Here is a 24,803-nt window from a genome sequence, read left to right as displayed (position 1 = left end):
GTTTTATTTCTGCTTTGGATATCAGGTCGATTAAGAGCGAGTTGGATAGGCGAGAATACATTGACTAATCCCCTGAATAAACCCAGAAGGGATAAAATCTGAAGTGCTGGCACCATTGGCAACCACTTATCACCAAAGAAAACCGATGTAAAATCCTTGGCGAGAAGCATTACCAATACTGTCACTGGCAACAGAATAATTAGTACAAGCTCTATGACTTTTTTTAAAGCTTCACTTAATCTTACAGGTTCGTGCTGCAATTTAGAAAAAGCCGGAAATAAAATATTGCCAATTATACCTGCCAGACTTGAAACAGGGATATTGGCTATATTATAGGCCATCATATAGTAGCCTAAGGTAGATAATCCCAACAGCTTGCCGACAATTGCATCGTCACCGCAAGTGACAATGAAAGTCACTATGGCAATCCAGAATATATGTTTGCCAAAATTAAGTAGATTCTTGGCTATGGACAAATCCAAATACAGCCTGGGTCTGTAAGGGTGCATGCAATAAGAGCTCAAAGTCTTCGTAATACCCCAGGCAATACTGCCCAACACCAACGCCCAAACATTTTTAAGCCAAAAAGCCAATATAATTGCTGTCACAGCACCAACAAAATCGGATATAAAATCCAATTTTACTTTTTTTTGGAATTCCAACTCTCTTTGAAAATAGACCAGACCTATGTTGACAAAACCTCCTAAGACAAAAACTACCGCCATTATCTTTAGCACGGATTCCAACGTTGAATTCTCAAAGTAGGCAGCCAGCCAACCTGCACTCAAAATAAGCAGGAAACATAGAATTAACCCCCTGACAAGACCAATGGTCCATGCTGTATCCAATTGGTTTCTACTTATTTTGTCTTTTTGAATCAGTGCTGACTCAATCCCTGTTTCAGAAAAGACAGTAAAAAAATTGATGGACAAAGTGGCTAAGCCAAGAATCCCAAAATCGATAGGTGATAGGAGGCGCGCCAGGACAACCATTTTGATTATTCCCAACCCCCTTGTTAACCAGTTGCCGCCGAGGCTCCAAAAACCAGATTGAATTACTTTTGGGCTAAGACTTTTCATTTACTTAATACTTAATTGAGTGAACTAATGATTTATTTTCGGAAAATATGAGACAAGGCTGGCTATGATCTGACGCGTTTGAAAAAAATCGCTTTTTCTTTATGCGCTAACGAACGGTACATTGGATCAAGTCTCAAGGGTTTGCATTTCTGTAATTGCTGTATTTACGCAGCTCCGCCTTCTCAATTACATCAGGCCGCATAGCGCTGCGAACCGCTTGCGGCAAATAGTCCTGATCAATTGGCAAGGCGTTTTGATTTTTAATTGTGTTTTGGATTGCTCTGGAAAGGTGTTCATTGAGCCTGCAGAGCATTGAAATTATGGGCATTACGATACGAGCCACCGTAAAACCCACAATTCAAGAGGGGAATTTTGCAAGTTCTGTGCCCAGGAATTTGAAATGATTGGATTTATTTTCGGTCTGGTCATCAAAAGTAGGTATGAAAAGCTATCCAACCTGGCATCGACATATTTTATATTAATTATAGCATGTTATAAAAATTGCTGCCTCAAAAAAATCTATTGCCCCCCATTTTCAAAATCTTTGAATCTAAAAGCTGGCGCCGATAGCTGCCTAAATGCCAACGGGTGACATTTTATTGACGCGCTGGCCAATGGCCTCTGCTGGGTCGCACAGATCCAAAAAACAAATAATTAAGTGTAATAACAAAGTGTTAATCAGAAGCCGCAAAAAAATTGGGCTGATTATTGAGAATTTCGGCAATTTTTCCACTTTAAGCGTCAGAATTCTGAATTACCTCCACAATACTCCACCTCCGAAAAAAATTTTAGTAGACTTTTTAAGTTCAAATAATTATTATAGAAATTAAAAAAATTATTAAATTTTTTGCTTGACACAATACCAAATATATACTTAAATTGATGTTACAGTGGATTAAAGTGGAATAGGATGGATAATTATGTTCCGTGGCAGCTCATTTCATACCATCGACAATAAAGGTCGCTTGATCATTCCGGCCCGATTTCGGCGGTTTATCAAGTCCAAAACCGGTGACGGCGTGATGATTTCTCGTATGGACAGCTGCCTGGTGGCATATCCTTTCAAAGAATGGCAAAACCTGGAAAAAAAGATTTTATCATTGGCGGAAACCAGTGAGAACATGCGTCGGTTCAGACGGGTGTTCATCGGGGGGGCTTTTGAATGCAGCTGTGACAAGCAGGACCGCATTCTGATCCCGCAAAGCCTAAGACAGTATGCCGGTTTCAACAAGGAACTCGTGCTGGTGGGCGTCCTCGAGCATTTTGAGATCTGGGCCCGCCAGAAGTGGGAACAGGAAAACATTGCATTGGAAAAAGATTTCAAAAAGGAGGAGGTCAGAAACGAAATTGCCAAATTAGGACTTTAAATCTATGGCGTATCGACATATTCCTGCAATGCTCAACGAAGCCATCCATTATCTGAACTGCCGGCCGGGCAAAACCTACACTGACTGTACACTGGGTGGATCGGGTCATGCCAAAGCCATATGCCAGCGTATTGTTCCGGATGGATTGCTGATCGGAATCGATCAAGATATTGACGCCATCACAAATGCTCGAGAAGCCCTACAATCCTATTCATCGAATATCCACCTCTTCCATGGCAATTTCACGAATCTGCCTCAATATTTAGCCCAGATACAAATAGATGCCGTCGACGGCATTTTGCTCGACCTCGGACTGTCGCTGCACCAGCTCGAAAGCAGCGGCAGAGGGTTCAGTTTCCAAAAAGATGAACCGCTGGATATGCGGATGGACAAGCGCAGCGCAACCTGTGCCGCTGATCTGGTAAACGATTTGAAAGAAGATGCGCTTCGCAAATTATTTAAAGACCTGGGCGAGGAACGCTGGTCCAAACAGATTGCCCGCAGCATTGTGCAGCAGCGCCGGCAGGAAAAAATCCAGACCAGCTGGCAGCTATCCAAGATTATCAGCGCTGCGATCCCCCGTGGCAAAGCCGCCGGGCAGCGCATCCATCCGGCAACGCGGGTTTTTATGGCATTGCGAATCGCGGTCAACAGGGAACTTGATATGCTCAGCCGTTTCATGGACGGGGTGGCTGACTGGTTAAATCCCGGCGGCCGCTTGTGTGTGTTGTCGTTTCATTCGCTTGAAGATCGCATTGTCAAGCAGCGGATCAAGGCGATGGAAAAAGGCTGCATCTGCCCGCCGAAGGTGCCTGAATGCGCCTGCGGGCAAAAGCCGGCCATGCACTCGTTGACCAAAAAAGTGGTGCGTCCGAGTGATGCGGAAGTGGCCCGGAATCCCATGGCTCGCAGCACGCGACTCAGGGCAGCAGAAAAAATTTAGTCTGCAGACTAAATTCGTTAAATTGTTATTCGTTGATTGGTTAAATGGTTTTTGAAGTTTAGATCAGATAGCAGTCTGCAGATGATACAGATTAAGTTAAGACACAGATAAACGCAGATGAAGACGGATTAAATAAAAAATCTGAGAAAATCTGTGCAAATCTGTGTCCCAACGATAGGAAAAAAATACACATGGCGCAAATTGATAAGATCATTTACCTGTTGCAGATTATTTTATGGATCGCTCTTGTCGTTTTGGCATCAATCGTTTGATCGTTTCACTCGTGCGGTAAACAGCATGAAACGCAGAAAAAAAAAGACGCGCAATCCAAAACTACTGGTGGTTAGCCTGGTGATAATGGGCCTGTTTATTGCCGAACTCCTGTTTTACACCTGGTGTCGTGTGCAGAGCATTCAGACCCGGTATGAGATCTCCGAGCTGAAGGTCAAACAGAAGCAGCTGGTCACCCACCAGGACAACTTGAAAATCGAACTGGCGCGCCTCAAATCGCCCAAGCGAATTGCCAAAATCGCCAAACAGCAACTCGGGTTGTCAGCGCCGAGCAACAAACAGCTGGTCATCATCCCCTGAGGGGAACTAAATGGAAAAAGTCTCACGCAAAGACGCTAAGGCGCAAAGGCAAAAAGCCAAAACCAAAATCCTTTGTGAACTTTGTGTCTTCGTGGTGAAAAAACGCGGCTTAAAACAGTGCCATCATGACGAATAAATACATGCGATTGCGGGTTATTTTAGTCGGGTTGGCCTTCATTGCGCTGTTTGCGGTGATTGGCGCCAAAGCCGTGCATTTGCAAGTATACCGCAGTCCGTGGTTGGCTGAAAAAGCCTCGAATCAATACGAAAAATCACTCAAATCCGTCGGCAAGCGCGGTACCGTCTACGACCGTAATTTAAGAGAGATGGCGGTCACCATCGATGTCACCTCAATTGCGGCGCGGCCAAAGCGTATAAAGGAACCCCGAAAGACCGCCAAAGCGCTGGCCAAAATTTTAAAAATCGATCGGCGCAAAATTTTAAAAAAATTAAAGACCAAAAGCCCGTTTGTCTGGATCAAACGCCAGGCCAACCCGAAGGAAAAAGCCGCCGTTGAGGGTTTGCAATTACAGGGCATCGAATTTGTGCCCGAGCGCAACCGCTTCTACCCCAACAAGACGCTGGCATCCCAGGCATTGGGGTTTACCGGATTGGACGGCTATGGGCTCGAGGGAATTGAGTTTTCCTATGACCGCTACCTGAGGGGTACGAATAGCAACCAGATGGTTTATAAGGACGCTCTGGGCAATGTGTTCGATGAGCGACAAACCGCAGCCAGTCTCAACTCCGGTCACAATATCATTTTAACCATCGATCGCGCCATTCAGTACATAACCGAGAGTGCTCTGGAGGAAACGGTTAAAGAATACGAGGCCCGTTCCGGCATCGCCATTGTCATGGAGCCCCAGACCGGTGCCATATTGGCGATGGCGCATATGCCGTTTTTTAACCCGAATGCTTATACGGATTTTAACAAGGAACTGTGGCGCAACCGCGCTATCACAGATCCGTTTGAGCCGGGTTCAACCATGAAAATCTTTAGCGCGGCAGCCGCCATTGAATCCGGCCATATCAAGGCCCATGATATTTTTTTCTGTGAAAACGGTGCCTACAAGATCGGACGCAATGTGGTCCACGACATCAAAAAGCATGGCTGGCTATCATTGCAACAGATCATAAAATATTCAAGCAATATCGGCGCAGTCAAAATCAGTGAGAAGCTTGGCCGCAAACGGCTTCACAAAATGTATCGCAATTTTGGCTTCGGCGCTAAAACCGGAATCGATTCTCCCGGCGAAACCGCCGGCAGCCTGATGCCGTATAAAAACTGGACCACCGTGGACACCGGCGCCATATCTTTTGGCTATGGTGTGGCGGTATCGGCCCTGCAACTTATCACAGCGGCGTCTGCCATTGCCAACGACGGTGTTTTAATGAAGCCCTATTTTGTCCAGGCCATCACGGATCAAAACAGTGAGCCCCTTAAGCAGTTTCAGCCGCAGATCGTCAGGCGGGTGGTCTCTGATCGCACCGCACGTACCGTCAGAGCCATCATGAAAACGGTCACCACCGAGGGTGGGACCGGCGTCAATGCGGCCCTCGATGGTTATACGGTCTGCGGCAAAACCGGCACGGCACGCAAGCTGGACAAAGACGGGACCTATTCAAAGAGCAACTATATCGCCTCTTTTATCGGGTTTACGCCGGCTGAAAAACCGCGGCTGGCGATCCTGGTCATCATCGATGAACCCCAGGGGAAATATTACGGCGGCATGGTTGCAGCGCCGGTATTTCGCAGGATTGCCCGCGAAACCTTAAATTATTTAAACATACCGCCCGAAGGCGGCGGAAAACAATTTGCGACTTCTCGTCGAATCGAGGCCCGAGGTTGAAATTTTCGAATCTGGTTAAGGCAGTCAAACCATTGTCAGTTGAGCATGCGGGTGCTGTAAAGGACAGCGATCCTCAGATCGAAGCGATTCATTATCGGTCTCAGGAAGTCCAGCCCGGCGGTTCGTTCGTTGCCATCAGTGGGCAATCAGCCGACGGGCATGATTTTATCGAAGATGCAATTAAACGCGGTGCGGTTGCCATCGTTTCGCAAAAAGCAATCGATTGCAAAGTCCCCCACGTGCGGGTGGCAGACACCCGGCAAGCGCTGGCGGATATCGCAGCTCACTTTTACGGCAATCCATCGGGGCAATTAACCGTCATCGGCATCACCGGTACCAACGGAAAAACCACCACTGCCTACCTGGTGGAAAGTATCCTGCAACAGGCCGGATTGGCGGTGGGTGTCATCGGAACCATTAATTATCGTTATGGCGGCGATACATTTGACAACCCGATCACCACACCCGAGTCGCTGGACCTGCAGCGAATTTTAAGTGACATGCTGCGCTGCGGGATCAGCCATGTGGTCATGGAAGCGTCATCACACGCCATTGATCTGCAGCGAATTCGGCGCTGCTGGTTTGATGTAGCGGTATTTATCAATTTGAGCCAGGACCATCTCGATTTTCACGGTGATATGCAGTCTTATTGGAAGAGCAAACAGCGTCTTTTTACCGACTATCTGGTTCAGGGGCCCAAAAGCGCGCAGGCAGTTGCCGTCATCAATGGCAACAATGCCAGCGGCAAAGAACTTGCCCAGATGGTGAGCGTGCCGGTCATCAGCACCGGTTTGGAATCAAATGACACCGTTCATGCTCAGAATGCGCATTGCGGTCGCAGCCGCATCAAAGGTGAAATCATGACCCCGAGGGGCACATTTGAATTTGAATCCCGCCTGGTCGGCGAACACAACCTTGAAAATATCCTGTGTGCGGCCGGCGTGGGCGCGGCATTGGAACTTTCAAATGCACACATAAAATCCGGCATCGAGACAGTAACGACTATTCCGGGGCGTCTGGAATTGATTGAAAACAACATCGAGCGGTATGTGTACGTGGATTATGCCCATACACCTGACGCGCTGGAAAATGTGATCATGGCCCTCAAAGGGATCATGCAAGCCAGAATCATCTGCGTGTTTGGCTGCGGCGGCGACAGAGATAAGGACAAACGCCCGCTGATGGGTGAAATTGCAGCCCGCCTCTGCGATCTGGCAGTGATCACATCGGACAATCCCCGCACAGAGGATCCGATGATCATTATAGATCACATTATGGACGGGGCTCAAAAAGCCCACGGACGGCATTATCAACGGGCTGACTTGAGCAATGGGTTTAAACAAAAAGGCTATGTGATCGAAGCGGACCGCAAACAGGCGATCCGATTGGGAATTGAAATGTCCAGCAGCGGCGATACGGTGCTGATCGCCGGAAAGGGTCATGAAACCTATCAAATCTTGGGAACGACAACCGTTGATTTTGATGACCGGCTGGAGGCCCGAAATGCACTGGCTCAGCTGGCTGCCTGACGGCAATTGCAAGGTAACAGCCAACGGAATTTCAAAATTTAACAACCAAACCGGTATTGGGTAATGGCAACCACACAGGCAACACCATGGACATTAGCGGATATTCTGAAAGCCACCGGCGGCGACCTATTGTGTGGTGACCCAAGCCAGGGATTTGAGAACATCAGCATCGATTCGCGTGAGATATCATCCCGCGACTTGTTCGTTGCCATTGTCGGTGATGTCCACGATGGGCACACCTTTGCCAATGAAGTGGTTCAGCAGGGCATTGGCGGTCTGATGGTCAGCCGCGATAAAGCAGCGGATTTGCCGATTGCCGATTGGCAGGGCTCACACATCGCTTGCGTGGCGGTTGGCGACACCACCCGCGCGCTGGGTGACCTGGCTGCTTTTCACCGTTTACGATCCGGTATTCCAGTTGTGGCGATTACCGGTTCAAACGGCAAGACCACCACTCGCCAGATGACCGCTCAGGTGGTGGCTCAAAAATACAGCACCCTGGCAACCATCGGCAATTATAACAATCAGATCGGTGTGCCCCTGACCCTGCTGCGGCTGACAAGCGAATATGAGCAGGCCGTAGTGGAGCTGGGTACCAACAGCCCCGGTGAAATTGCACGTCTGACCCAGATCTGCTCCCCGGATATCGGTGTGGTTACCAATGTCGGCCCGGCACACCTTGAAGGTCTGGGGTCTATGGATGGCGTCATGCGCGAAAAAGAGCAGCTGATCCAACATCTGAATACCGGAGGCAAGGCGGTGTTAAATGCCGATGACCGCAGAGTCTCTAAGATGGCAGACCACACAGACAGAGAGGTTGTTTTTTTCGGTTTGTCCAAGAACGCTGAGATTCGGGCCAGCGCGGTAAACGAAAAAACAAGCGGCATTTCCTTCAGCCTGCATTTGCCTGAGGAGCAGTTGATGGTGGACCTGAGTGTCCCGGGACAATTCATGGTCCTCAATGCACTGGCTGCTGCCGCGGTGGGCAACTTGCTGGCGTTGTCGGCAGATGACATCAAGGCCGGTTTAGAGAGCTTTCAACCTGTGTGGGGCCGAATGGATGTTTTTCAAACGGCAAACGGCATCCATATCATCGACGACACTTATAATGCCAATCCGGAATCGATGAAGGCTGCTATTACGACTTTGAGGACCTTGCGAAGCAATAGCCGCAGTCTATTTGTGGCCGGTGATATGCTGGAGCTGGGAGACCAGGCGGAATCGCTGCACAAACAGGTAGGCGCCTGGGCAGCGGCCGCCAACATCGACAAGCTGCTCGTCACCGGAGAATTTGCTGGCGCTGTGGTTGTCGGTGCCATGGGTGCCAAAATGAAACCAGCTGATATATTTGCCGGGACCCGTGAGGAGATCCTCGATACCCTCAAGCAATCGCTGAAACCCGGTGATTGGGTTCTGGTCAAAGGGTCCCGCGGCGCCCGCATGGACACCATTGTTAAAGGTTTGAAAGATTGGACGAAGATTAAGCCGGAGGCTTAATCTTAATGGTTATTGGTTAATGGTTATTTGTTATTAGGGAGGGCGACTTTCAGCCACAAAAAGGATTCAAATAACCAATAACGAATAACCAATAACCAAGGTAGGCTGCTGCTGCCTGCTCGCCATCGCTGTTGACTGTCCCGCTCTCAAGCATACGCAGATTGCGGCGGACGGGCGAGGCGGGCGGGTAGCACTCTAAAGAAAGTGCCTAAAATGCCTAAAATTTGTAAGTGCCACATTTTGATCCTGGCGACAAGCCACTTGAACTGACCGAACAAAATCATGGGCGCGGCTTTCAGCCGCGATAGGACCCAAATAACCAATAACCAATAACAAATAACGAGCTTATGCTGTATCACCTGCTATATCCGTTACATACGACGCTGTCGGTTTTCAATGTATTTCGCTACATTACCTTTCGGACCATTTATGCCAGCCTGACGGCGTTTTTGATCTGTTTTCTGCTCGGCCCCTGGATTATTCGCAAGCTCAGCGGCATGCAGGTGAAGCAATACATTCGTGACGACGGACCTGAAAGCCACCTGTCCAAGGCCGGCACACCCACCATGGGCGGTCTGTTGATTGTGTTCTCCAGCGTGGTCTCAACGCTTTTGTGGAGTGATCTGACCAATTATTTTGTCTGGATTATGCTGTTTGTGATTGTCGGCTACGGCCTGGTGGGCTTTGTAGACGACTATCTGATGCAAGTAAAGAAACGCAGCAAGGGCCTGTCGGTGCGCAAAAAATTCGGACTGCAAATTGCCCTGGCCATCATCACCGGCGTGCTGGTTTACGCCAGCCCGAACTTTTCCACCGAGGTCACCATACCGTTTTTAAAAAAGCTCTCGCCGGACCTGGGCTGGGGCTACATATTTTTCGCTGCTCTGGTGATTGTGGCGGCTTCCAATGCCGTTAATTTAACCGACGGGCTCGATGGTTTGGCCATTGGCCCGGTGATCATTGCCGCCACCACCTATATGTTTTTTGCCTATGTTGCCGGCCATATCAAGATTTCTGAGTACCTGCAGATCAATTACGTGGCCGGCAGCGGTGAAGTGGCCATCATTTGCGGTACCCTGGCCGGTGCCGGTATGGGCTTTTTGTGGTTCAATGCCTATCCGGCCCAGATCTTCATGGGCGACGTCGGTTCGTTGTCACTCGGCGCGGCCCTGGGCGCAATGGCCGTTATCACCAAACAGGAAATCCTGCTGGTGCTGGTAGGTGGTTTGTTTGTGATCGAAGCTTTATCGGTCATTTTTCAGGTCAGTTTTTTCAAGATGACCAGCGGGCGTCGAATTTTCAAAATGGCGCCGCTGCATCACCACTTTGAGCTGAAAGGCTGGCCGGAGCCCAAGGTCATCGTAAGGTTTTGGATCATTGCTATTGCGCTGGCGCTGCTGGCAATGAGTACGCTCAAGCTGAGATAACCATTAAGCATTGGAGTGCTGGAGTATTGGAGTAATGGAGTAATGCGATAAAAAAACATTGGAGTAGTGCAGAAATAGGAGTCCACCACTCCAACACTCCACTACTCCATTACTCCGGTAAATTACAGGCAGGATTTTAGATACACCGATTGGATTGTTTGGACATTATTGATGGAATTAGCCGGTAAAAAAATCTTGATTGTCGGCATTGGCCGCACCGGCCTTGCGGCAGCCCGTTTTCTGCACCAACAGGGTGCCCAGATAGCGGCCACAGACACCGCCGCTGAAACGGAGCTGGGTGATGGGATCAAAGAACTGCGTCAGATGGGCATTGATGTTGAACTGGGGCCCCACCGCAGCGCTGTTTTTCAAAAATCGGATCTGATTGTCATTAGCCCGGGCGTTTCACATACCATTGAACCGGTCGCACGGGCCAGAGCCCAGGGCGTTCCGGTCGTCGGTGAGGTGGAGTTGGCCGCCCGGTTTATCCGAGCCCCCATCGTGGCGGTGACCGGTACCAATGGCAAAACCACAACCACTGAGCTATTGGGCCAGATACTGCAAAATTCCGGTTTTTCAACCTTTGTGGGCGGTAATATTGGCAATCCTCTGATCGAATATGTCAGCAGCGGTCAAAATGAGCAGCTCGTTGTGGCTGAAATCAGCAGTTTTCAGCTAGACACCATTGATCGTTTTCGGCCAAGCATCAGCGTGCTGTTGAATATCACGGCGGACCATCTGGACCGCTACCCGGATTTTGAGGCCTATGCGGATTCAAAGATGCGGATTTTTGAAAACCAGCAGGCCGGTGACGTTGCCGTCCTCAATGGTTCAGATGCGCTGATTCGCGCCAAAACGAAGCACATTAAAAGCCAGCGGTTGTTTTTTCCAGCGTTAGAGGCAGATGAACAGGGCGCTGTCTTAAACGGAAGGCGCATCATTTTGAATCTGGCTAAAGTAAAGCCAATCGAATCCAAAATCGACTCGACCGAGCCTTCGACCCGAGCTCAGGCCAAGACGCTCGTCGCTGGCCGAATTCACACGGACTTGGATATCACCGCAACCGCTCTGATTGGTCGGCACAATTATGAAAATGTGTGTGCGGCCAGTTTGGCCGCGTTGGCGGCCGGAGCAACCAGAGAAGGGATTCAACAAACCCTGGACACCTTCAAAGGCCTGCCCCACCGGCTCGAACATGTGGCCACCATCGATGAGGTTTTATTTTACAATGATTCCAAGGCCACCAATGTGGACGGTGTGCTGCGAGCGCTGGACTGCTTTTCCAAACCGGTGTTGCTGCTGATGGGCGGCCGTGACAAGGGTGGTAATTTCAAGGCACTTGAAAACGCTTTACGCAGGTCCGTCAAAGAACTGATTGTTATGGGCGAAGCAGCCGGCCGCATCAAAAAAGCCCTCGGCCGGCTGGCGCCGACAAAGACCGCAGATTCAATGTCCGCTGCAGTGGCAACAGCTTTTGAAGATGCAGACCCGCATGATGTGGTTTTATTGTCGCCGGGATGTGCCAGTTTTGACTGGTACAGCAGCTATGCCAAACGGGGAGATGATTTCCGCCAAGCGGTTAATAAATTACAAAGTAAAGCCAAAAGGCCTAATGAGATGGATTGAATCCTTTGGTCTGAATCACCAAACCGGTAACGGGCTCATCGGGCCAACCGGCTAAACCTGATAACAATGACAAAAAAACAACACCATAGCCAAACCGCTTTTTATGACGTCCAGCTCTTATTTCCAGTGCTTTTCCTGGTGGGCGTCGGCATCGTTATGGTGTACAGCGCCAGTTCGGCTCTGGCACTCAAAAAATTCGGCAGCGACTTTTTTTTCTTGAAAAAACAGGCGCTGTTCGCTCTGGCCGGCTTGATCATCCTGGTGGCCGGGCGGCATTTCCCGTATCGATATTACCGCCCGCTGGCTTACCCGCTGGTTGGGCTTTCTCTGGCGCTGCTGGCGTTGATTCATTTTACCGATCTGGGGCTCACTGCCGGTGGGTCCACCCGCTGGATGCGCTTAGGCAGTTTTTCGTTTCAACCATCTGAATTTGCCCGCATCGCTTTGGTTATCTATCTGGCTTACTCTATGGAAAAAAAGTCAGATCAGATCAAACAATTTTCAATCGGCTTTGTACCGCATGTCCTGGTGCTGGGCGGTTTTGTGGCCCTGATATTTATTCAGCCCGACTTTGGCACTGTCTTTATTCTGGGAGCGCTAACCTGGATCATGCTGTTTATCGGTGGTGTTCGATTTTATCAGCTTTTTGCCACGATGCTGGTCATTTTACCGGTGGCATATCTGTTTTTAATCAACGCCGAGTATCGCGCCAAACGCATCTTGGGCTTTCTTAACCCCTGGGAGCATTCAAGCGATGAGGGCTACCAGATTGTGCACTCGCTGATGGCATTCGGGACCGGTGGGCTCTGGGGAACCGGAATCGGCAAGGGCTATCAAAAGCTTTTCTATCTGCCGGAGCCGCATACGGATTTTATATTTTCGGTGATTGGCGAAGAGCTGGGGCTGCTGGGGGTTGCCATCATCATCGGCCTGTATGCCTGGATCATCATACGCGGCGTGGCCATTGCGCGCAGCGCACCGGATTTATTCGGCGCTTACCTGGCAGTGGGGCTGACGGTCGCCATGGGACTTCAAATCGTGGTCAATATGGGCGTGGCCCTCGGGCTGCTGCCCACCAAGGGTTTGACCTTGCCCCTGCTCAGTTACGGGGGCACGTCGCTGCTGCTCAATATGGCCTCCATAGGCATATTGATGAATATCAGCGCAGCCAGCAAGTTATAGGTTATTGGTTATCTGTTATTTGTTGTTTTTTGAAAAACGGACGATATGCCGGGCGAACAGTCACCAGGTTCGGTTCTAATAACAAATAACGAATAACATTCGAAGGGCTTAAGAAATGGGCAGTACAGGATCAACAGGTTCCGAAAGTAAAGCCCTTCGAATTGTAATTGCCGGTGGGGGCACCGGCGGTCATTTGTTTCCGGGTTTGGCCATCGCCCAGGAGTTTATGGCACGCAATAAAGACAATACGGTTGTGTTTGTCAGCACGGGAAATCCATTGGAGCGCTCGGTATTGAGCCAGACAGATTTCAGACTTGAATCCGTAACAGCCGAAGGCATTAAGGGCCGCGGCATGTGGAACCAGGCCAAATCGGCGTTGAAAATACCCAAAGGAATTATCGAAGCATTGCGCATTTTAAAAAGCGTCAATCCGGACCTCACTCTGGGGCTCGGCAGCTATTCAGCGGGCCCTGTGGTGGTGGGCGCATGGCTGTTGCGCACCAAAATCGTGCTGCATGAACAAAATATTTTGCCCGGCATTACCAACCGGATCTTAGCGCGGTTTGCCGATCGAATTTATGTGTCTTTTGATGATACCAAAGCGCAATTTGCGCCGCATAAGATACGGCTGACCGGCAATCCGGTGCGCAAAGAGCTGTTAAACCATCATAATGGTGAGGCCGTCGCCCCCGGAGACGATAAGTTTTGCGTGTTGATCGTCGGTGGCAGCCAGGGAGCCCACCGCATCAACACCACCATGATTGAGGCCCTGAGCCATTTAACCCAAAAAGAGGGGCTGTACTTCATTCATCAGACCGGTTCAGGCGATGAACAGATGGTCGCCGAAGCCTACGAGCGTGAAAATGTAGCGGCTAAAGTGCAGTCTTTTTTCAGGCAAATGGGCCCGCTGTATCGGCAGGCGGATCTGATCATCTGCCGGGCCGGCGCCACAACGGTAGCCGAGGTAACGGCCATGGGCAAAGCGGTTATTTTTATCCCCTTCCCTTTTGCGGCTGATGACCATCAGACGCTGAATGCCGCCACGCTGGTCGCTAAAGGGGCTGCTGAAATGGTTCATGAGAAAGAGTTGCAGGCCGATGCCCTGGCCCAAAAAATCGAATTTTATGCATCCAGCCCGCAGGCCCTTGAGGCAATGGCCCTGAAGGCCGGCCGGTTGGGTCATCCGGATGCCGCACAACACATCGTGGATGATTGCTATCAATTGCTCAAATCGTCAAATGGGTAATTCGTTCAATGGAAAAATTGTCAGGTTTCATGGTTTTACTGTTCTTAACATAGAGACCTAAACTTGGAAATCCTGTGTATCTGAAGAAATACCATATTCATTTTGTCGGCATCGGCGGCATTGGCATGAGCGGAATTGCCGAGTTGCTGCTGAACCTGGGCTACAAAGTGTCGGGCTCAGATCTGCAAAGCTCCGATATTACCGCACGTTTAAACACACTGGGCGGAACGATATATAAGGGGCATGCGGCCGAGAATATCAAGGGTGCCGATGTGGTCGTGGTTTCCTCAGCCATTGACACGGTTAACCCTGAGGTCGAGGCGGCCAGTCAGGCATCGATTCCGGTCATTCCGCGGGCTGAAATGCTCGCCGAGCTGATGCGTTTAAAATACAGCATTGCGATTGCCGGCGCTCACGGCAAGACATCCACCACCTCAATTGTGGCCTCGGTGCTGGCCCAGGGCGGCCTGGACCCCACGGTGGTGATCGGTGGCAAACTGAAAAGTATCGGCTCCAATGCCGTACTGGGTGAAGGTGACTTTATCGTCGCCGAGGCAGATGAAAGTGACGGCTCATTTTTAAAATTTTCACCCACCATCGCCGTGGTCACCAATATCGACAAGGAACATCTGGATTTTTACGCGGATCTGGATGCGATTAAGGACGTTTTCTTGAACTTTATGGATCGCATACCCTTTTACGGCCTGGCGGTTTTGTGCCTGGACAATGAACCCATACAGGAGCTAATCCCTCAGTTGAAAAAACGCTATACGACCTACGGCATGAGCTCCCAGGCGGATTTTCAGATACGGGATGTCGAATTCAGTCAGCAAAAAAGCCGTTTTACGGTTTATCACCACGGCGAAAAAATGGGCATGATCGATCTGAACCTGCCCGGCATCCATAATATCTATAATGCCACCGCCAGCATCGCCGTCGGCACCGAACTCGATGTGAGTTTTGACCACATCAAAACCGCCCTGGAGACCGTTGAGGGGGTTCAGCGGCGGTTGGAAATCAAAGGCGAAACAAATGGCATCACGGTTATCGATGACTACGGCCATCACCCCACAGAGATCAAAGTCACTCTGGAAGCCATTGAAGAAAACTGGCCGGACCGGCGCAAGGTGGTCGTGTTTCAACCCCATCGCTACAGCCGGACCCAGGCCCTTTTTGATGAATTCAGTCGGGCGTTTTACCAATCCGACGTTCTGGTGGTGATGCCGATATACGCCGCCAGCGAAAAACCAATCGAAGGGGTGAACTCTGAGAAACTCTGTGAGGAAATCAAAGCTCACGGCCACAAAGAAGTCGTTTATATCGATGGCTTAAAACCGGCACTTGCTTTTCTGAAAAAAAACCTGCTGCCGGGGGATGTGCTGCTAACACTGGGTGCCGGCGACGTGTATAAAGTCGGTGAAAAGTATCTAAAAAAATAAAAAGTCGGTTTCAAGGTTCACCGGTTCAAGAAACCAATAACAAATAACTGACAACAAATAACCATGGGACGAAAACCACGCAAAAACTATCGTAAAGGCGCCAAAAAAAAACGCCGATTTGTATTTTTGCGCCGGCTGGCAATGGGCTTTTATGTGGTTGCTGGTGTTGCGGCTCTGCTGGCGACCAGCTGTTTATTTGTGCTGATCCACGATGTCATCACGCAATGTGACTATTTCAAAGCCCAACGCTTGAAAATAGAAGGCGGGCAACGTCTGAGCGCCAAACAGATTATTGCTGCCGCCGACGTAAAAAAAGGGGTCAATATCTTGTCGGTCAACCTGGCAATGACCCGCAAACGTCTGATGGCGCATCCCTGGATCGCGGAGGCCGAAATCCGGCGTGAAATCCCTTCCGGGCTTTACATCCGCGTTCGTGAGCATACACCATTGGCGATCGTCAAACTGGATCGTAAGTACCTGATGAACGAGCAGGGTCAGGTATTTAAAGAATGGACGGCTGCGGATCCGGCCAATTTACCGCAAGTCACTGGATTAAAGATGAGCGACTTGCGCAGCGCCGGCCGCATGGCGACAGCAACCAAACAACAACCGACCGCCTCTGAGCGGCTCTCCGCATCGCAGAGCTCGCTCAATAGGCCTTTTGAGGCGGTGATGCAGGTTCTGCTGATGGGCAAACAGACGCGCGGTATTCTCACCAACCGCCAGATCAAGCACATACTGGTGGATCGCGAAGTCGGGATAACCCTCAAAGTCTTTAAAAAAATGAAAACCGTCGTTCTGGGGTATCACCATTATCCACTTAAATTTCGTATGTTCCAAAATATTTTGACCTATGGCAAAAAGCGGCGAAGTTTTCCGGATTTCAATCGCATAGATCTCAACAATGTTAACCGCATCGTGGTCAATCCCGTCATCCAGATTCCGAGCGGGGACCACAAGGAGGTATGAAATGCAGGGAGATGTAATAGTCGGTCTTGATATCGGAACCACCAAAATTTGTTCGGTCGTTGGCGAAGTATCCGGAAACTCAGCCAACATCATCGGCATCGGCACTAACCCCTCAATCGGATTGCGCAAAGGGGTCGTGGTCAATATCGAATCGACAGTCGAATCCATAAAAAAAGCTGTGGAGGAAGCTGAATTGATGGCCGGCTGTGAAATTTCGGCGGTTTATGCCGGCATTGCCGGTGGCCATATTACCGGCTTTAACAGCCGGGGAATCGTTGCCGTTAAAGGCAATGAGATCGGCGAGCAGGATGTCGATCGGGTTATCGATGCGGCCCGTGCGGTGGCCATCCCCATGGATCGCGAGGTGATTCACGTCTTGCCGCAGGAATATATGGTGGATGATGAGCGCGGCATTCAAAATCCGGTCGGCATGTCCGGCGTGCGGTTGGAGGCCAAAATTCATATTGTCACCGGAGCAGTGGCATCCGCCCATAACATCGTCAAATGCGCCAACCGATCCGGCCTGGATGTATGCGATATCGTTTTGGAGTCACTGGCATCGGGCGAGGCCGTCTTGACCGCTGAGGAAAAAGAGCTGGGTGTCGCCCTACTGGACCTGGGTGGCGGGACAACGGATCTGGCGATCTTTTCCCAGAACAATATCAAGCACACCTTTGTTTTGGCACTGGGCGGCAATAATCTGACCAATGACATCGCCATCGGGTTGCGCGCACCCCATGCCGAAGCTGAAAAAATCAAAAAGAAATACGGCAGTTGCGTCTCCAAAAACATCAATCCTGAAGAAACCATCGAAGTGCCCGGCATGGGCGGCCGCGAGCCCCGCAAATTATCTCGCCAAATTCTGGGTGAGATCTTGGAACCCCGCATGGAGGAGATCTTCCAGCTGGTACAACGCGAAATCGTGCGCTCCGGAATGGAGAATATGATCCCATCCGGGGTCGTCATCACCGGCGGGACGGCGCTTTTAGAAGGTGTCAATGAAATTGCCGAATCGATTTTCAATCTTCCCTGCCGGATCGGCAAACCGCGTGCTATCACGGGCCTGGTGGATGTCGTCAACAACCCCATGTACGCGACCGGCGTAGGGCTGGTGCTATATGGAGCAAGCAACCAGGACTCTAGCAAATTCAGAATTCGGGATAAAAATATTTTTAACCGCGTCATGACCCGCATGAAACGCTGGTTCAATGATGTGGTCTAAATTTTGGTTAACCGGTTGCCGGTTGAGCCGGCTAAGCCGGTTGAAGATAGATTCTAATAACCCATAACCTTTAACCCAACTTTATGGAGGAAAAAAATGTTTACCTATGTGGACCAAGAAAAATCAGCAAAAATTAAGGTAATTGGAGTCGGCGGTGCGGGCGGTAACGCCATCAACAATATGATTGCATCTCATTTGCAAGGTGTTAAGTTTATTGCCGCCAATACCGACAGTCAAGCGCTTGAAATGTCCATGGCACCGGTCAAAATTCAAATCGGCGAACAACTGACCGAAGGGCTTGGAGCGGGCGCAAACCCCCAGATTGGCCGCGATGCGGCGCTTGAAAGTGAAGAGGCCCTGCGAGCGGCGCTGGTCGACAGCCACATGGTGTTTATCACCGCCGGATTTGGCGGTGGAACCGGAACCGGAGCTGCACCGGTTATTGCCGAAATCTGTAAGGATTTAGGCGCTTTAACGGTAGCAGTGGTCACCAAGCCATTTGCGTTTGAGGGCAAAAAACGAACCATGCTGGCTGAGGATGGTATCGACAGCTTGAAAAGAGTCGTCGACACCGCCATCAGTATACCCAATGATCGGTTGCGCGGTCTGGCGCCCAAGAAAGCCAAACTGATGGATATGTTTTTAAAAGCCGATGAAATCCTGTTGCACTCGGTCAAGGGCATCACCGACCTGATTATGATGCCCGGACTGGTCAATCTGGATTTTGCAGATGTGAGAACCACGATGTCCAAAGCCGGACTGGCCATTATGGGCATCGGGATTTCCTCCGGTGAAAACCGCGCGGTCGAGGCCGCCGAACGCGCCATGTCGCACCCCTTGCTGGAAGATTTGCCCATTGCCGGGGCCAAGGGCGTGCTGATGAATATCACCAGCACCAGCGATATGGAATTTGAGGAAGTGGCCGAAGCCTCCGAAAGGATCCACGACGAAGTCGGCGATGATGCCGACATCTTCTGGGGCACCTCCATCGACGACAGCCTGGATGATGAAATGCGCGTCACCGTTATTGCAACCGGCATCGGCGCTGAACCGGAAATGCAGCAGATGCCCAGCAATGCGGTTGAGCTGCCGTTAAGAGGCAAAGTACGCGATATTACACCGGATGACCTGGAAAGAGACATCATTGATTACGAAGAGCCCACTTTTATCCGCCAGCAAAAGGCCGTGGGGGAATCCAGCGGGGCCCTCTACCGCGGTCCCCAGGGGCTGAGCGTGGAAGATTCCGAGTTGGACGTGCCGACTTTTATGAGACGCAAGGCGGATTAGGGCACCAATTTCCGTTGTCCGTTGAAGGTCAAGGTTAGGCGAAATCAATTGATTTGAGCAGGAGCTGACGTTAGCTTAAATTGAACCATTGCACCGCCCGGCAATCGTTCTTGATGCGGCGAGCTAGGTCCTTTTAAAGACCACAGATTGAATATTGACTGTGCGTCAAAATGCCGCATGTTAAGCGTATGGTCCACATAGGTCGTAACAGCAGCTCCTGATGTGGGGAAACATCGCCAGCAAGGTGAACTCAAATCACCGTCGATTTAGGTCACTAACCCCCTGAGACGGACAACGGACAAACTCATGGCAGCAAGGCCTCCAAAATCCAAAAAGCGCCCGCAGGATACCGAGATCGGCGCCATACACAAATCCTGGCGCGGGCGCGTCCGTTTTGCCCTCGTCTATCCGAATCGTTACCATGTGGGCATGTCCAACCTGGGTTTTCAAAGTGTCTACCGTCTGTTAAATACATATGACCATGTCGTCTGCGAACGGGCCTTTCTGCCGGAGCCTTCCCGTAAGACACCCTCGATCATCAAAACCGTCGAATCCGGAAAACGTTTGACTGATACCGATGTCATTGCTTTTTCGCTGTCTTTTGAAAATGATTATCCCCATATTCTGTCCATTCTTGAAAATATCGGTCTGCCCTTGCAAGCCGATCAGAGAAGTGACCAACATCCGCTGCTGATCGCCGGCGGTGTTGCCAGTTTCTTAAATCCGGAGCCGATAGCGGCTTTTTTTGACTGTTTCTTTATCGGTGAGGCTGAGGCGATTATTCCGCGTTTTCTGGAGGCTTTCGAACCCGGAAACAAGCGGCGTCGCATGCTCAAGAAAATTGCCTCCGATGTCCCGGGTGCATATGTCCCGGCATTCTACGAGGTCGATTATCACCCTGACGGCACGATCGCTGCATTTCATTCCCAAAAAGCCGCTCCACCTTCCGTAAAACGGATGTACCTAAAAGACCTGGCCCAAACTGCCACCTGCAGCACCATATTAACGCCGGATACGGCCTTTGAGCAGACCCATCTGGTGGAGGTCGCCCGCGGCTGCCCCCACGGTTGTCGGTTTTGCGCCGCCGGATATATCTATCGCCCCCCGCGTTTCAGGCCGATTTCAGCGCTGACCGAAGATATCGATCAGGGAATATCCCAAACAGACCGCATCGGTCTGGTGGGAGCTGCTGTTTCCGATCTTCCGGGATTGAGTGACTTGTGCGGCCAATACCTGGACAAAGATTTGCGCATATCGTTCAGCTCTCTGAGGGCCGACGGTTTATCTCCGCAGTTATTGTCGGTTCTCAAGCACAGTGATGCCAAAACCGCCACCATTGCGCCGGATGCCGGCTCTGAGCGCATGCGCAAGGTGATTAATAAAGGCATCACCGAAGACGCCATTCTGGCGGCTGTCGATAACCTGGTAGCCCACGGCATTCCGAATCTCAAATTGTATTTTATGATCGGTCTGCCCACCGAGACCAACGATGATGTCGAGGCCATCATCCATTTGAGCAAACGCATCAAGCACCGTTTCTTGAAAGCCAGCCGAGCCCAAAACCGAATCGGTGACATCACCATCAGCTTAAACTGCTTTGTCCCCAAACCCTTTACCCCATTTCAATGGGTGGCCATGGCGGAAACCGGCGATCTGAAAAAAAAGATCGCCAAAATTAAAAACGAATTAAAAAAAGTCCCCAATTTGCGGGTCCATTCGGACATACCGCGCTGGGCCTACATCCAGGCGCTTTTTTCCCGGGGCGATCGCAGGGTTGCCGATATCCTTTCTCTGGCGCACACCCATAAGGGCAACTGGGCCCGTACCCTCAAAGTCGTATCGATCAACCCGGATTTTTATGTTCTGCGCGAGCGCGACCTCGATGAGCACCTGCCCTGGGATTTTTTGGATCAGGGAATCAAAAAATCCTATCTGCAAACCGAATATCGGCGTGCCACCAGCGCCAAACCCTCTCCAACTTGCCGCGTCGATACCTGCCAGATTTGCGGAATTTGTAACCAGCCATCAGATGACAGATGACAGAGGTCAGAGGTCTGAATCTGGGTGTTTACAGTCCTGAAAGGTTACAATATGGTAAACTACCAAGTACGAGGACGATGGGTGCATAATACTTTCGTCCTCGTCCTCGTCGTCGTCCTCGTCCTCGATTAATCAACCGATCTGCCATCTTGTACCCTCCAACCCATAACTCCTGATGAAGTAACCTCCCCGATCGTCAAGAATATGGATAATATTGCAAAAAAATGATGAAACATACTTGAAAATATGAGCCTGAGATGATAATTAAAACCCTTTTTTAAACGGAACCAAATGTCGAACCGATATGTTGCACTGTGGTCGATTTGATACAGCAGGAGAATCGGCAAGGAGATGCGATGATTGCAAGTATTTTTTTTATGTTGGGCCTGGGAATGGTTTGCGCTGCAATTTTAACAGCGGCATCCCGTGTTTTTTATGTATATGAAGATCCACGTATTGCCCGTGTGGAAGCCACTTTTGCAGGCGCCAATTGCGGCGGTTGCGGTTATGCCGGGTGTTCCGCTGCAGCTGTCGCTGTTGTCGCAGGCGAAGCGGACCCCAGTGTTTGTATCGTCGGCGGCCCTGAATCAGCTGCCAACGCCGCCGCTGTTATGGGAGTGGAAGTCGGTCTGGCTGAGCCCCCAAAATCCTATAACCCTTGCAGCGGGGGCGAACGCGCTGCAGACAAATTTGTCTATCTGGGGGTCAATACCTGCCGAGCCCAGGCAGTTTTATCCGGCGGCCAACGGGCTTGCACTGTCGGATGCATTGGACTGGGCGACTGCATCGACGCCTGCCAGTTCAATGCGCTCAAAATGGGCCCCCACGGATACCCGGAGGTGATTGAAGAAAAATGTGTCGGTTGCGGCGCTTGCGAAACGGTTTGCCCCAAATATGTCATGAAGGTTAAAACCATGTCTGAGCGCCTGATGCATTTTAATCGCAGCAGCGATCGGCTGGCGCCCTGCCGTCAGACCTGTCCCGCTGAAATCGACATACCCCAATATATCGCCCAGATTCGTGAGGGCGACTATGAGGGCGCTGTCAATACTATCCGAGAGCGAAACCCGTTTCTGTTGTCCTGTGGGCGGGTATGCCCGCACCCCTGCGAAGAAAACTGCCGCCGGGGAATTGAAGATGAACCGGTGTCCATTAATCAGTTGAAGCGCTTTGTCGCTGATTATGAAATGAATTCCGGCGATCGCCTACCGATACCGACAGCCCCCGATACGCGCAAGCGCGTTGCAGTTATCGGCGGTGGGCCGGCTGGACTCACCTGTGCCTTTTTTCTCAGGCGCCTGGGCCATCAGGTCAATATTTTTGAAGCCATGCCCAAAATGGGGGGCATGCTGCGCTATGGTATACCTGAATATCGCCTGCCCAAAGCGGTCCTGGATTGGGAAATCGAAAGCATTCTCGATTTGGGCGTCGATTTTCACACCAATGTGAAATTCGGTCATGATTTTGACCTCAGCTCTTTGGTCGCATCCGGCTTTGATGCCATTTTCATGGGCATCGGCGCCTGGAAGGATGCCAGCTTGCGGGTGGAGGGAGAAGATCTCAAAGGCTGCTATACCGGAATTGATTTTCTGTCGCGCCTGGCCAGTGGCGAAAAGCTTCCCATTGGCAAAACAGCCGCGATTATCGGCGGGGGCAATACGGCCATCGACTGTACCCGCAATCTCATTCGTATGGGAGCCAAAAAGGTCTATATCGTTTATCGACGCACCCGCGGGGAGATGCCGGCCAATGAGGTCGAAATTGACGCGGCCGAGCATGAAGGGGTTGAGTTTCAATTTCTGGCGGCGCCAACGAAAATCATCGCTGATGATGACGGCCATGCCACCCATCTTGAGTATCTAAAGATGGAGCTCGGCGAACCCGACGCAAGCGGCAGGCGCCGGCCGGTGCCCATCGAAGGCTCTGAAACCCTACTGCAAACCGATATGGTGATTACGGCCATCGGCCAATCCCCGGATGTTTCGTTTACCGAGCGCACGCAGAAACGCCTGGCTGATCTGAATACCACACGCTGGAATACCATCGATGTGGATCCGGACACCCTGCAGTCCAATATCCCGTATTTGTTTGCCGCCGGTGATGCCGCCACGGGTCCGTCTCTGGTGGTGTCAGCGATTGGCGGCGGACGAAGGGCTGCCCGCTCGATTCACCAGTTTATCATGGGGCAGGAAGTAAAAGCCCAAAATAATGAATTAAACAGTGATCTGATCGCCGAAACCCTATTTGACCAGGTAGACGGGATTGTCAAAAATACCAGAGCGCCGATGCCGGAGCTGGAGGTGCAGGAGCGCATCCATTCTTTTATTGAAGTCGATCAGGTGCTGTCACGAGATGCCGCCGCGGGTGAAAGCAATCGCTGTCTTTCATGCTGTCTGACATGCTATGACCCGGACGGAGCGGTAAGCACCCCTCCGCACCCGACAACAAAAAACAAATTGGGGGAGGCAGCCTAAGAAGGTTCAGGGTTTAAAGGTTCAAAGGTTATGCGTTGGTGTTTGGTGTTGCGAACTCAAACACGGCAACTAGCTTTTGGTTACTGGCTTAGATATAGTGACGAAAGACCGATAGCCAGCTAGTTACCAGAAGCGGAGCGGCCAGCGGTCAGAACTGCTCAACCCGGAACCCTTGAACCCTGAACGCTGAATCTATAAAACTAGGAACAGCTAATACAAAATATAAAAGCAATCAAATTAAAAAAAATTGAAAGCATCGAACACGGAATGAGGAGGACCTCATGGGTGGTCTGGACTTTTTAAAGAAGGTCGACATCTTCAAGGGATTCAATCAGGATCAGTTAAATGCTGCCGGTAAAAGCGGGCAGGAAAAGCAATATCTCTTTGAAGAAAAACTGTTTGCCGAAGGGGATGATGCCGACCGCATCTGGCTGGTCGTTGATGGACAGGTCCACCTTCGATTTGATTTGCCGGGCCGCCCCACTTCGGAGCAAAACACTGTTTTCGCGATATCTGCTGCGCAGACGCTGGGCTGGTCAAGTTTCGTACCGCCTTTCAAGTATGCGCTTTCCGCTTATAGTGCCACCAAAACCTGCAAAATCCTGCAAATCCAGAAAGATCACCTCCTGGAATGTTTTGAGGCAGATCCCCGCATGGGGCTGATGTTCATGACAAATGTGGCTACCATCGCCAGCCAGCATTTTGATCAACTCCAAGAATCGGCCACTGTCTCGCCGGTGTCGAAGGTTAAAATTACAGTTCACATGTCCACCTGTGGCATTGCCGCCGGTGCGCGCCAGGTGATGAGCGCCTTGATGGAAGAAATTTCCAAATCAAATCGACAAGATATTGAGGTGGCCAGTGCCGGATGCATTGGTCATTGCAAAAATGAGCCTAACATTACAGTTGAATTCGGCAGCAGTGAGCCGGTCATATATCAAAAAATGACTCCCGAGAAGATGCGTCAGGTATTTGAAAAGCATATTCTAGGGGGTGATGTTCAGACCGATTTTGTATTGGTCCAATAACAAA

At 50.6% G+C, this 24,803-nt stretch carries 19 protein-coding genes; 18 read left to right on the top strand and 1 reads right to left on the bottom strand.

All coding sequences use genetic code 11. The annotated features are described in order from the left end of the window. Positions 1-1,079, bottom strand: a 1,079-nt coding sequence (locus tag QNJ26_19675; protein MDJ0987771.1) for a lipopolysaccharide biosynthesis protein, incomplete at its 3' end; no start/stop codon positions are given. 920 nt (positions 1,080-1,999) lie between these two features. On the opposite strand from QNJ26_19675, the gene mraZ reads away from it, so the two are divergent. The 18 genes from mraZ (at position 2,000) to QNJ26_19585 (ending at position 24,799) form a co-directional block, all read left to right on the top strand. Beyond that, complete coding sequence (gene mraZ, locus QNJ26_19670) at positions 2,000-2,446, top strand: division/cell wall cluster transcriptional repressor MraZ (GenBank protein ID MDJ0987770.1); 447 nt, start codon at positions 2,000-2,002, stop codon at positions 2,444-2,446. Positions 2,447-2,450: 4 nt separating this feature from the next. Beyond that, positions 2,451-3,389: a 16S rRNA (cytosine(1402)-N(4))-methyltransferase RsmH gene (gene rsmH, locus QNJ26_19665; protein ID MDJ0987769.1), complete on the top strand. Its 939-nt coding sequence runs from the start codon at positions 2,451-2,453 to the stop codon at positions 3,387-3,389. A gap of 297 nt (positions 3,390-3,686) precedes the next feature. Next, positions 3,687-3,980 carry a cell division protein FtsL gene (ftsL, locus tag QNJ26_19660; protein MDJ0987768.1) on the top strand — a complete coding sequence of 98 codons (294 nt, stop codon included), beginning with the start codon at positions 3,687-3,689 and terminating at the stop codon, positions 3,978-3,980. A gap of 10 nt (positions 3,981-3,990) precedes the next feature. Continuing rightward, positions 3,991-4,116 (top strand): hypothetical protein, encoded by a 126-nt coding sequence (locus tag QNJ26_19655; protein MDJ0987767.1) that lies wholly within the window; start codon positions 3,991-3,993, stop codon positions 4,114-4,116. Further along, the gene (locus QNJ26_19650) at positions 4,106-5,833 is read left to right on the top strand and encodes a penicillin-binding protein 2 (GenBank protein MDJ0987766.1); all 1,728 of its coding nucleotides are present in this window, start codon (positions 4,106-4,108) and stop codon (positions 5,831-5,833) included. Before QNJ26_19655 ends, QNJ26_19650 begins: the two co-directional genes overlap by 11 nt. Beyond that, positions 5,830-7,362 carry a UDP-N-acetylmuramoyl-L-alanyl-D-glutamate--2,6-diaminopimelate ligase gene (locus QNJ26_19645; protein ID MDJ0987765.1) on the top strand — a complete coding sequence of 511 codons (1,533 nt, stop codon included), beginning with the start codon at positions 5,830-5,832 and terminating at the stop codon, positions 7,360-7,362. The genes QNJ26_19650 and QNJ26_19645 overlap by 4 nt, the downstream gene beginning before the upstream one ends. A gap of 63 nt (positions 7,363-7,425) precedes the next feature. Continuing rightward, complete coding sequence (gene murF, locus QNJ26_19640; protein ID MDJ0987764.1) at positions 7,426-8,859, top strand: UDP-N-acetylmuramoyl-tripeptide--D-alanyl-D-alanine ligase; 1,434 nt, start codon at positions 7,426-7,428, stop codon at positions 8,857-8,859. Positions 8,860-9,206: 347 nt separating this feature from the next. Then, a complete protein-coding gene (gene mraY, locus QNJ26_19635) occupies positions 9,207-10,286 on the top strand; it encodes a phospho-N-acetylmuramoyl-pentapeptide-transferase (protein ID MDJ0987763.1) in 1,080 nt (359 codons plus the stop codon). Between the two features lie 171 nt (positions 10,287-10,457). Further along, positions 10,458-11,912, top strand: a complete 1,455-nt coding sequence (gene murD / locus QNJ26_19630; GenBank protein ID MDJ0987762.1) for a UDP-N-acetylmuramoyl-L-alanine--D-glutamate ligase — start codon at positions 10,458-10,460, stop codon at positions 11,910-11,912. A 66-nt stretch (positions 11,913-11,978) separates the two neighbouring features. Beyond that, complete coding sequence (gene ftsW, locus QNJ26_19625; protein MDJ0987761.1) at positions 11,979-13,094, top strand: putative lipid II flippase FtsW; 1,116 nt, start codon at positions 11,979-11,981, stop codon at positions 13,092-13,094. 115 nt (positions 13,095-13,209) lie between these two features. Beyond that, positions 13,210-14,340: an undecaprenyldiphospho-muramoylpentapeptide beta-N-acetylglucosaminyltransferase gene (gene murG, locus QNJ26_19620; GenBank protein ID MDJ0987760.1), complete on the top strand. Its 1,131-nt coding sequence runs from the start codon at positions 13,210-13,212 to the stop codon at positions 14,338-14,340. A 74-nt stretch (positions 14,341-14,414) separates the two neighbouring features. After that, positions 14,415-15,779, top strand: a complete 1,365-nt coding sequence (gene murC / locus QNJ26_19615; protein ID MDJ0987759.1) for a UDP-N-acetylmuramate--L-alanine ligase — start codon at positions 14,415-14,417, stop codon at positions 15,777-15,779. Between the two features lie 63 nt (positions 15,780-15,842). After that, positions 15,843-16,748, top strand: coding sequence for an FtsQ-type POTRA domain-containing protein (locus QNJ26_19610; protein ID MDJ0987758.1), 906 nt, complete (start codon positions 15,843-15,845; stop codon positions 16,746-16,748). Between the two features lies 1 nt (position 16,749). After that, on the top strand, positions 16,750-17,970 hold the full coding sequence (gene ftsA / locus QNJ26_19605) for a cell division protein FtsA (GenBank protein MDJ0987757.1): 1,221 nt from the start codon (positions 16,750-16,752) through the stop codon (positions 17,968-17,970). A gap of 96 nt (positions 17,971-18,066) precedes the next feature. Beyond that, entirely contained in the window at positions 18,067-19,257 is a 1,191-nt protein-coding gene (gene ftsZ, locus QNJ26_19600; protein MDJ0987756.1) for a cell division protein FtsZ, read from the top strand. A 306-nt stretch (positions 19,258-19,563) separates the two neighbouring features. Beyond that, positions 19,564-21,297 carry a radical SAM protein gene (locus QNJ26_19595; protein MDJ0987755.1) on the top strand — a complete coding sequence of 578 codons (1,734 nt, stop codon included), beginning with the start codon at positions 19,564-19,566 and terminating at the stop codon, positions 21,295-21,297. Between the two features lie 356 nt (positions 21,298-21,653). Beyond that, positions 21,654-23,771, top strand: coding sequence for an FAD-dependent oxidoreductase (locus QNJ26_19590; GenBank protein ID MDJ0987754.1), 2,118 nt, complete (start codon positions 21,654-21,656; stop codon positions 23,769-23,771). Between the two features lie 281 nt (positions 23,772-24,052). Next, positions 24,053-24,799 carry an NAD(P)H-dependent oxidoreductase subunit E gene (locus QNJ26_19585; protein ID MDJ0987753.1) on the top strand — a complete coding sequence of 249 codons (747 nt, stop codon included), beginning with the start codon at positions 24,053-24,055 and terminating at the stop codon, positions 24,797-24,799. Positions 24,800-24,803: the final 4 nt, after the last annotated feature.

The sequence above is a fragment of the Desulfobacterales bacterium genome (genome assembly GCA_030066985.1).
GTDB lineage: Bacteria > Desulfobacterota > Desulfobacteria > Desulfobacterales > JAHEIW01 > JAHEIW01.
The sequence above is the reverse complement of the archived record's forward strand: the minus strand, read 5'-3'. Positions and strand labels throughout refer to the sequence as shown.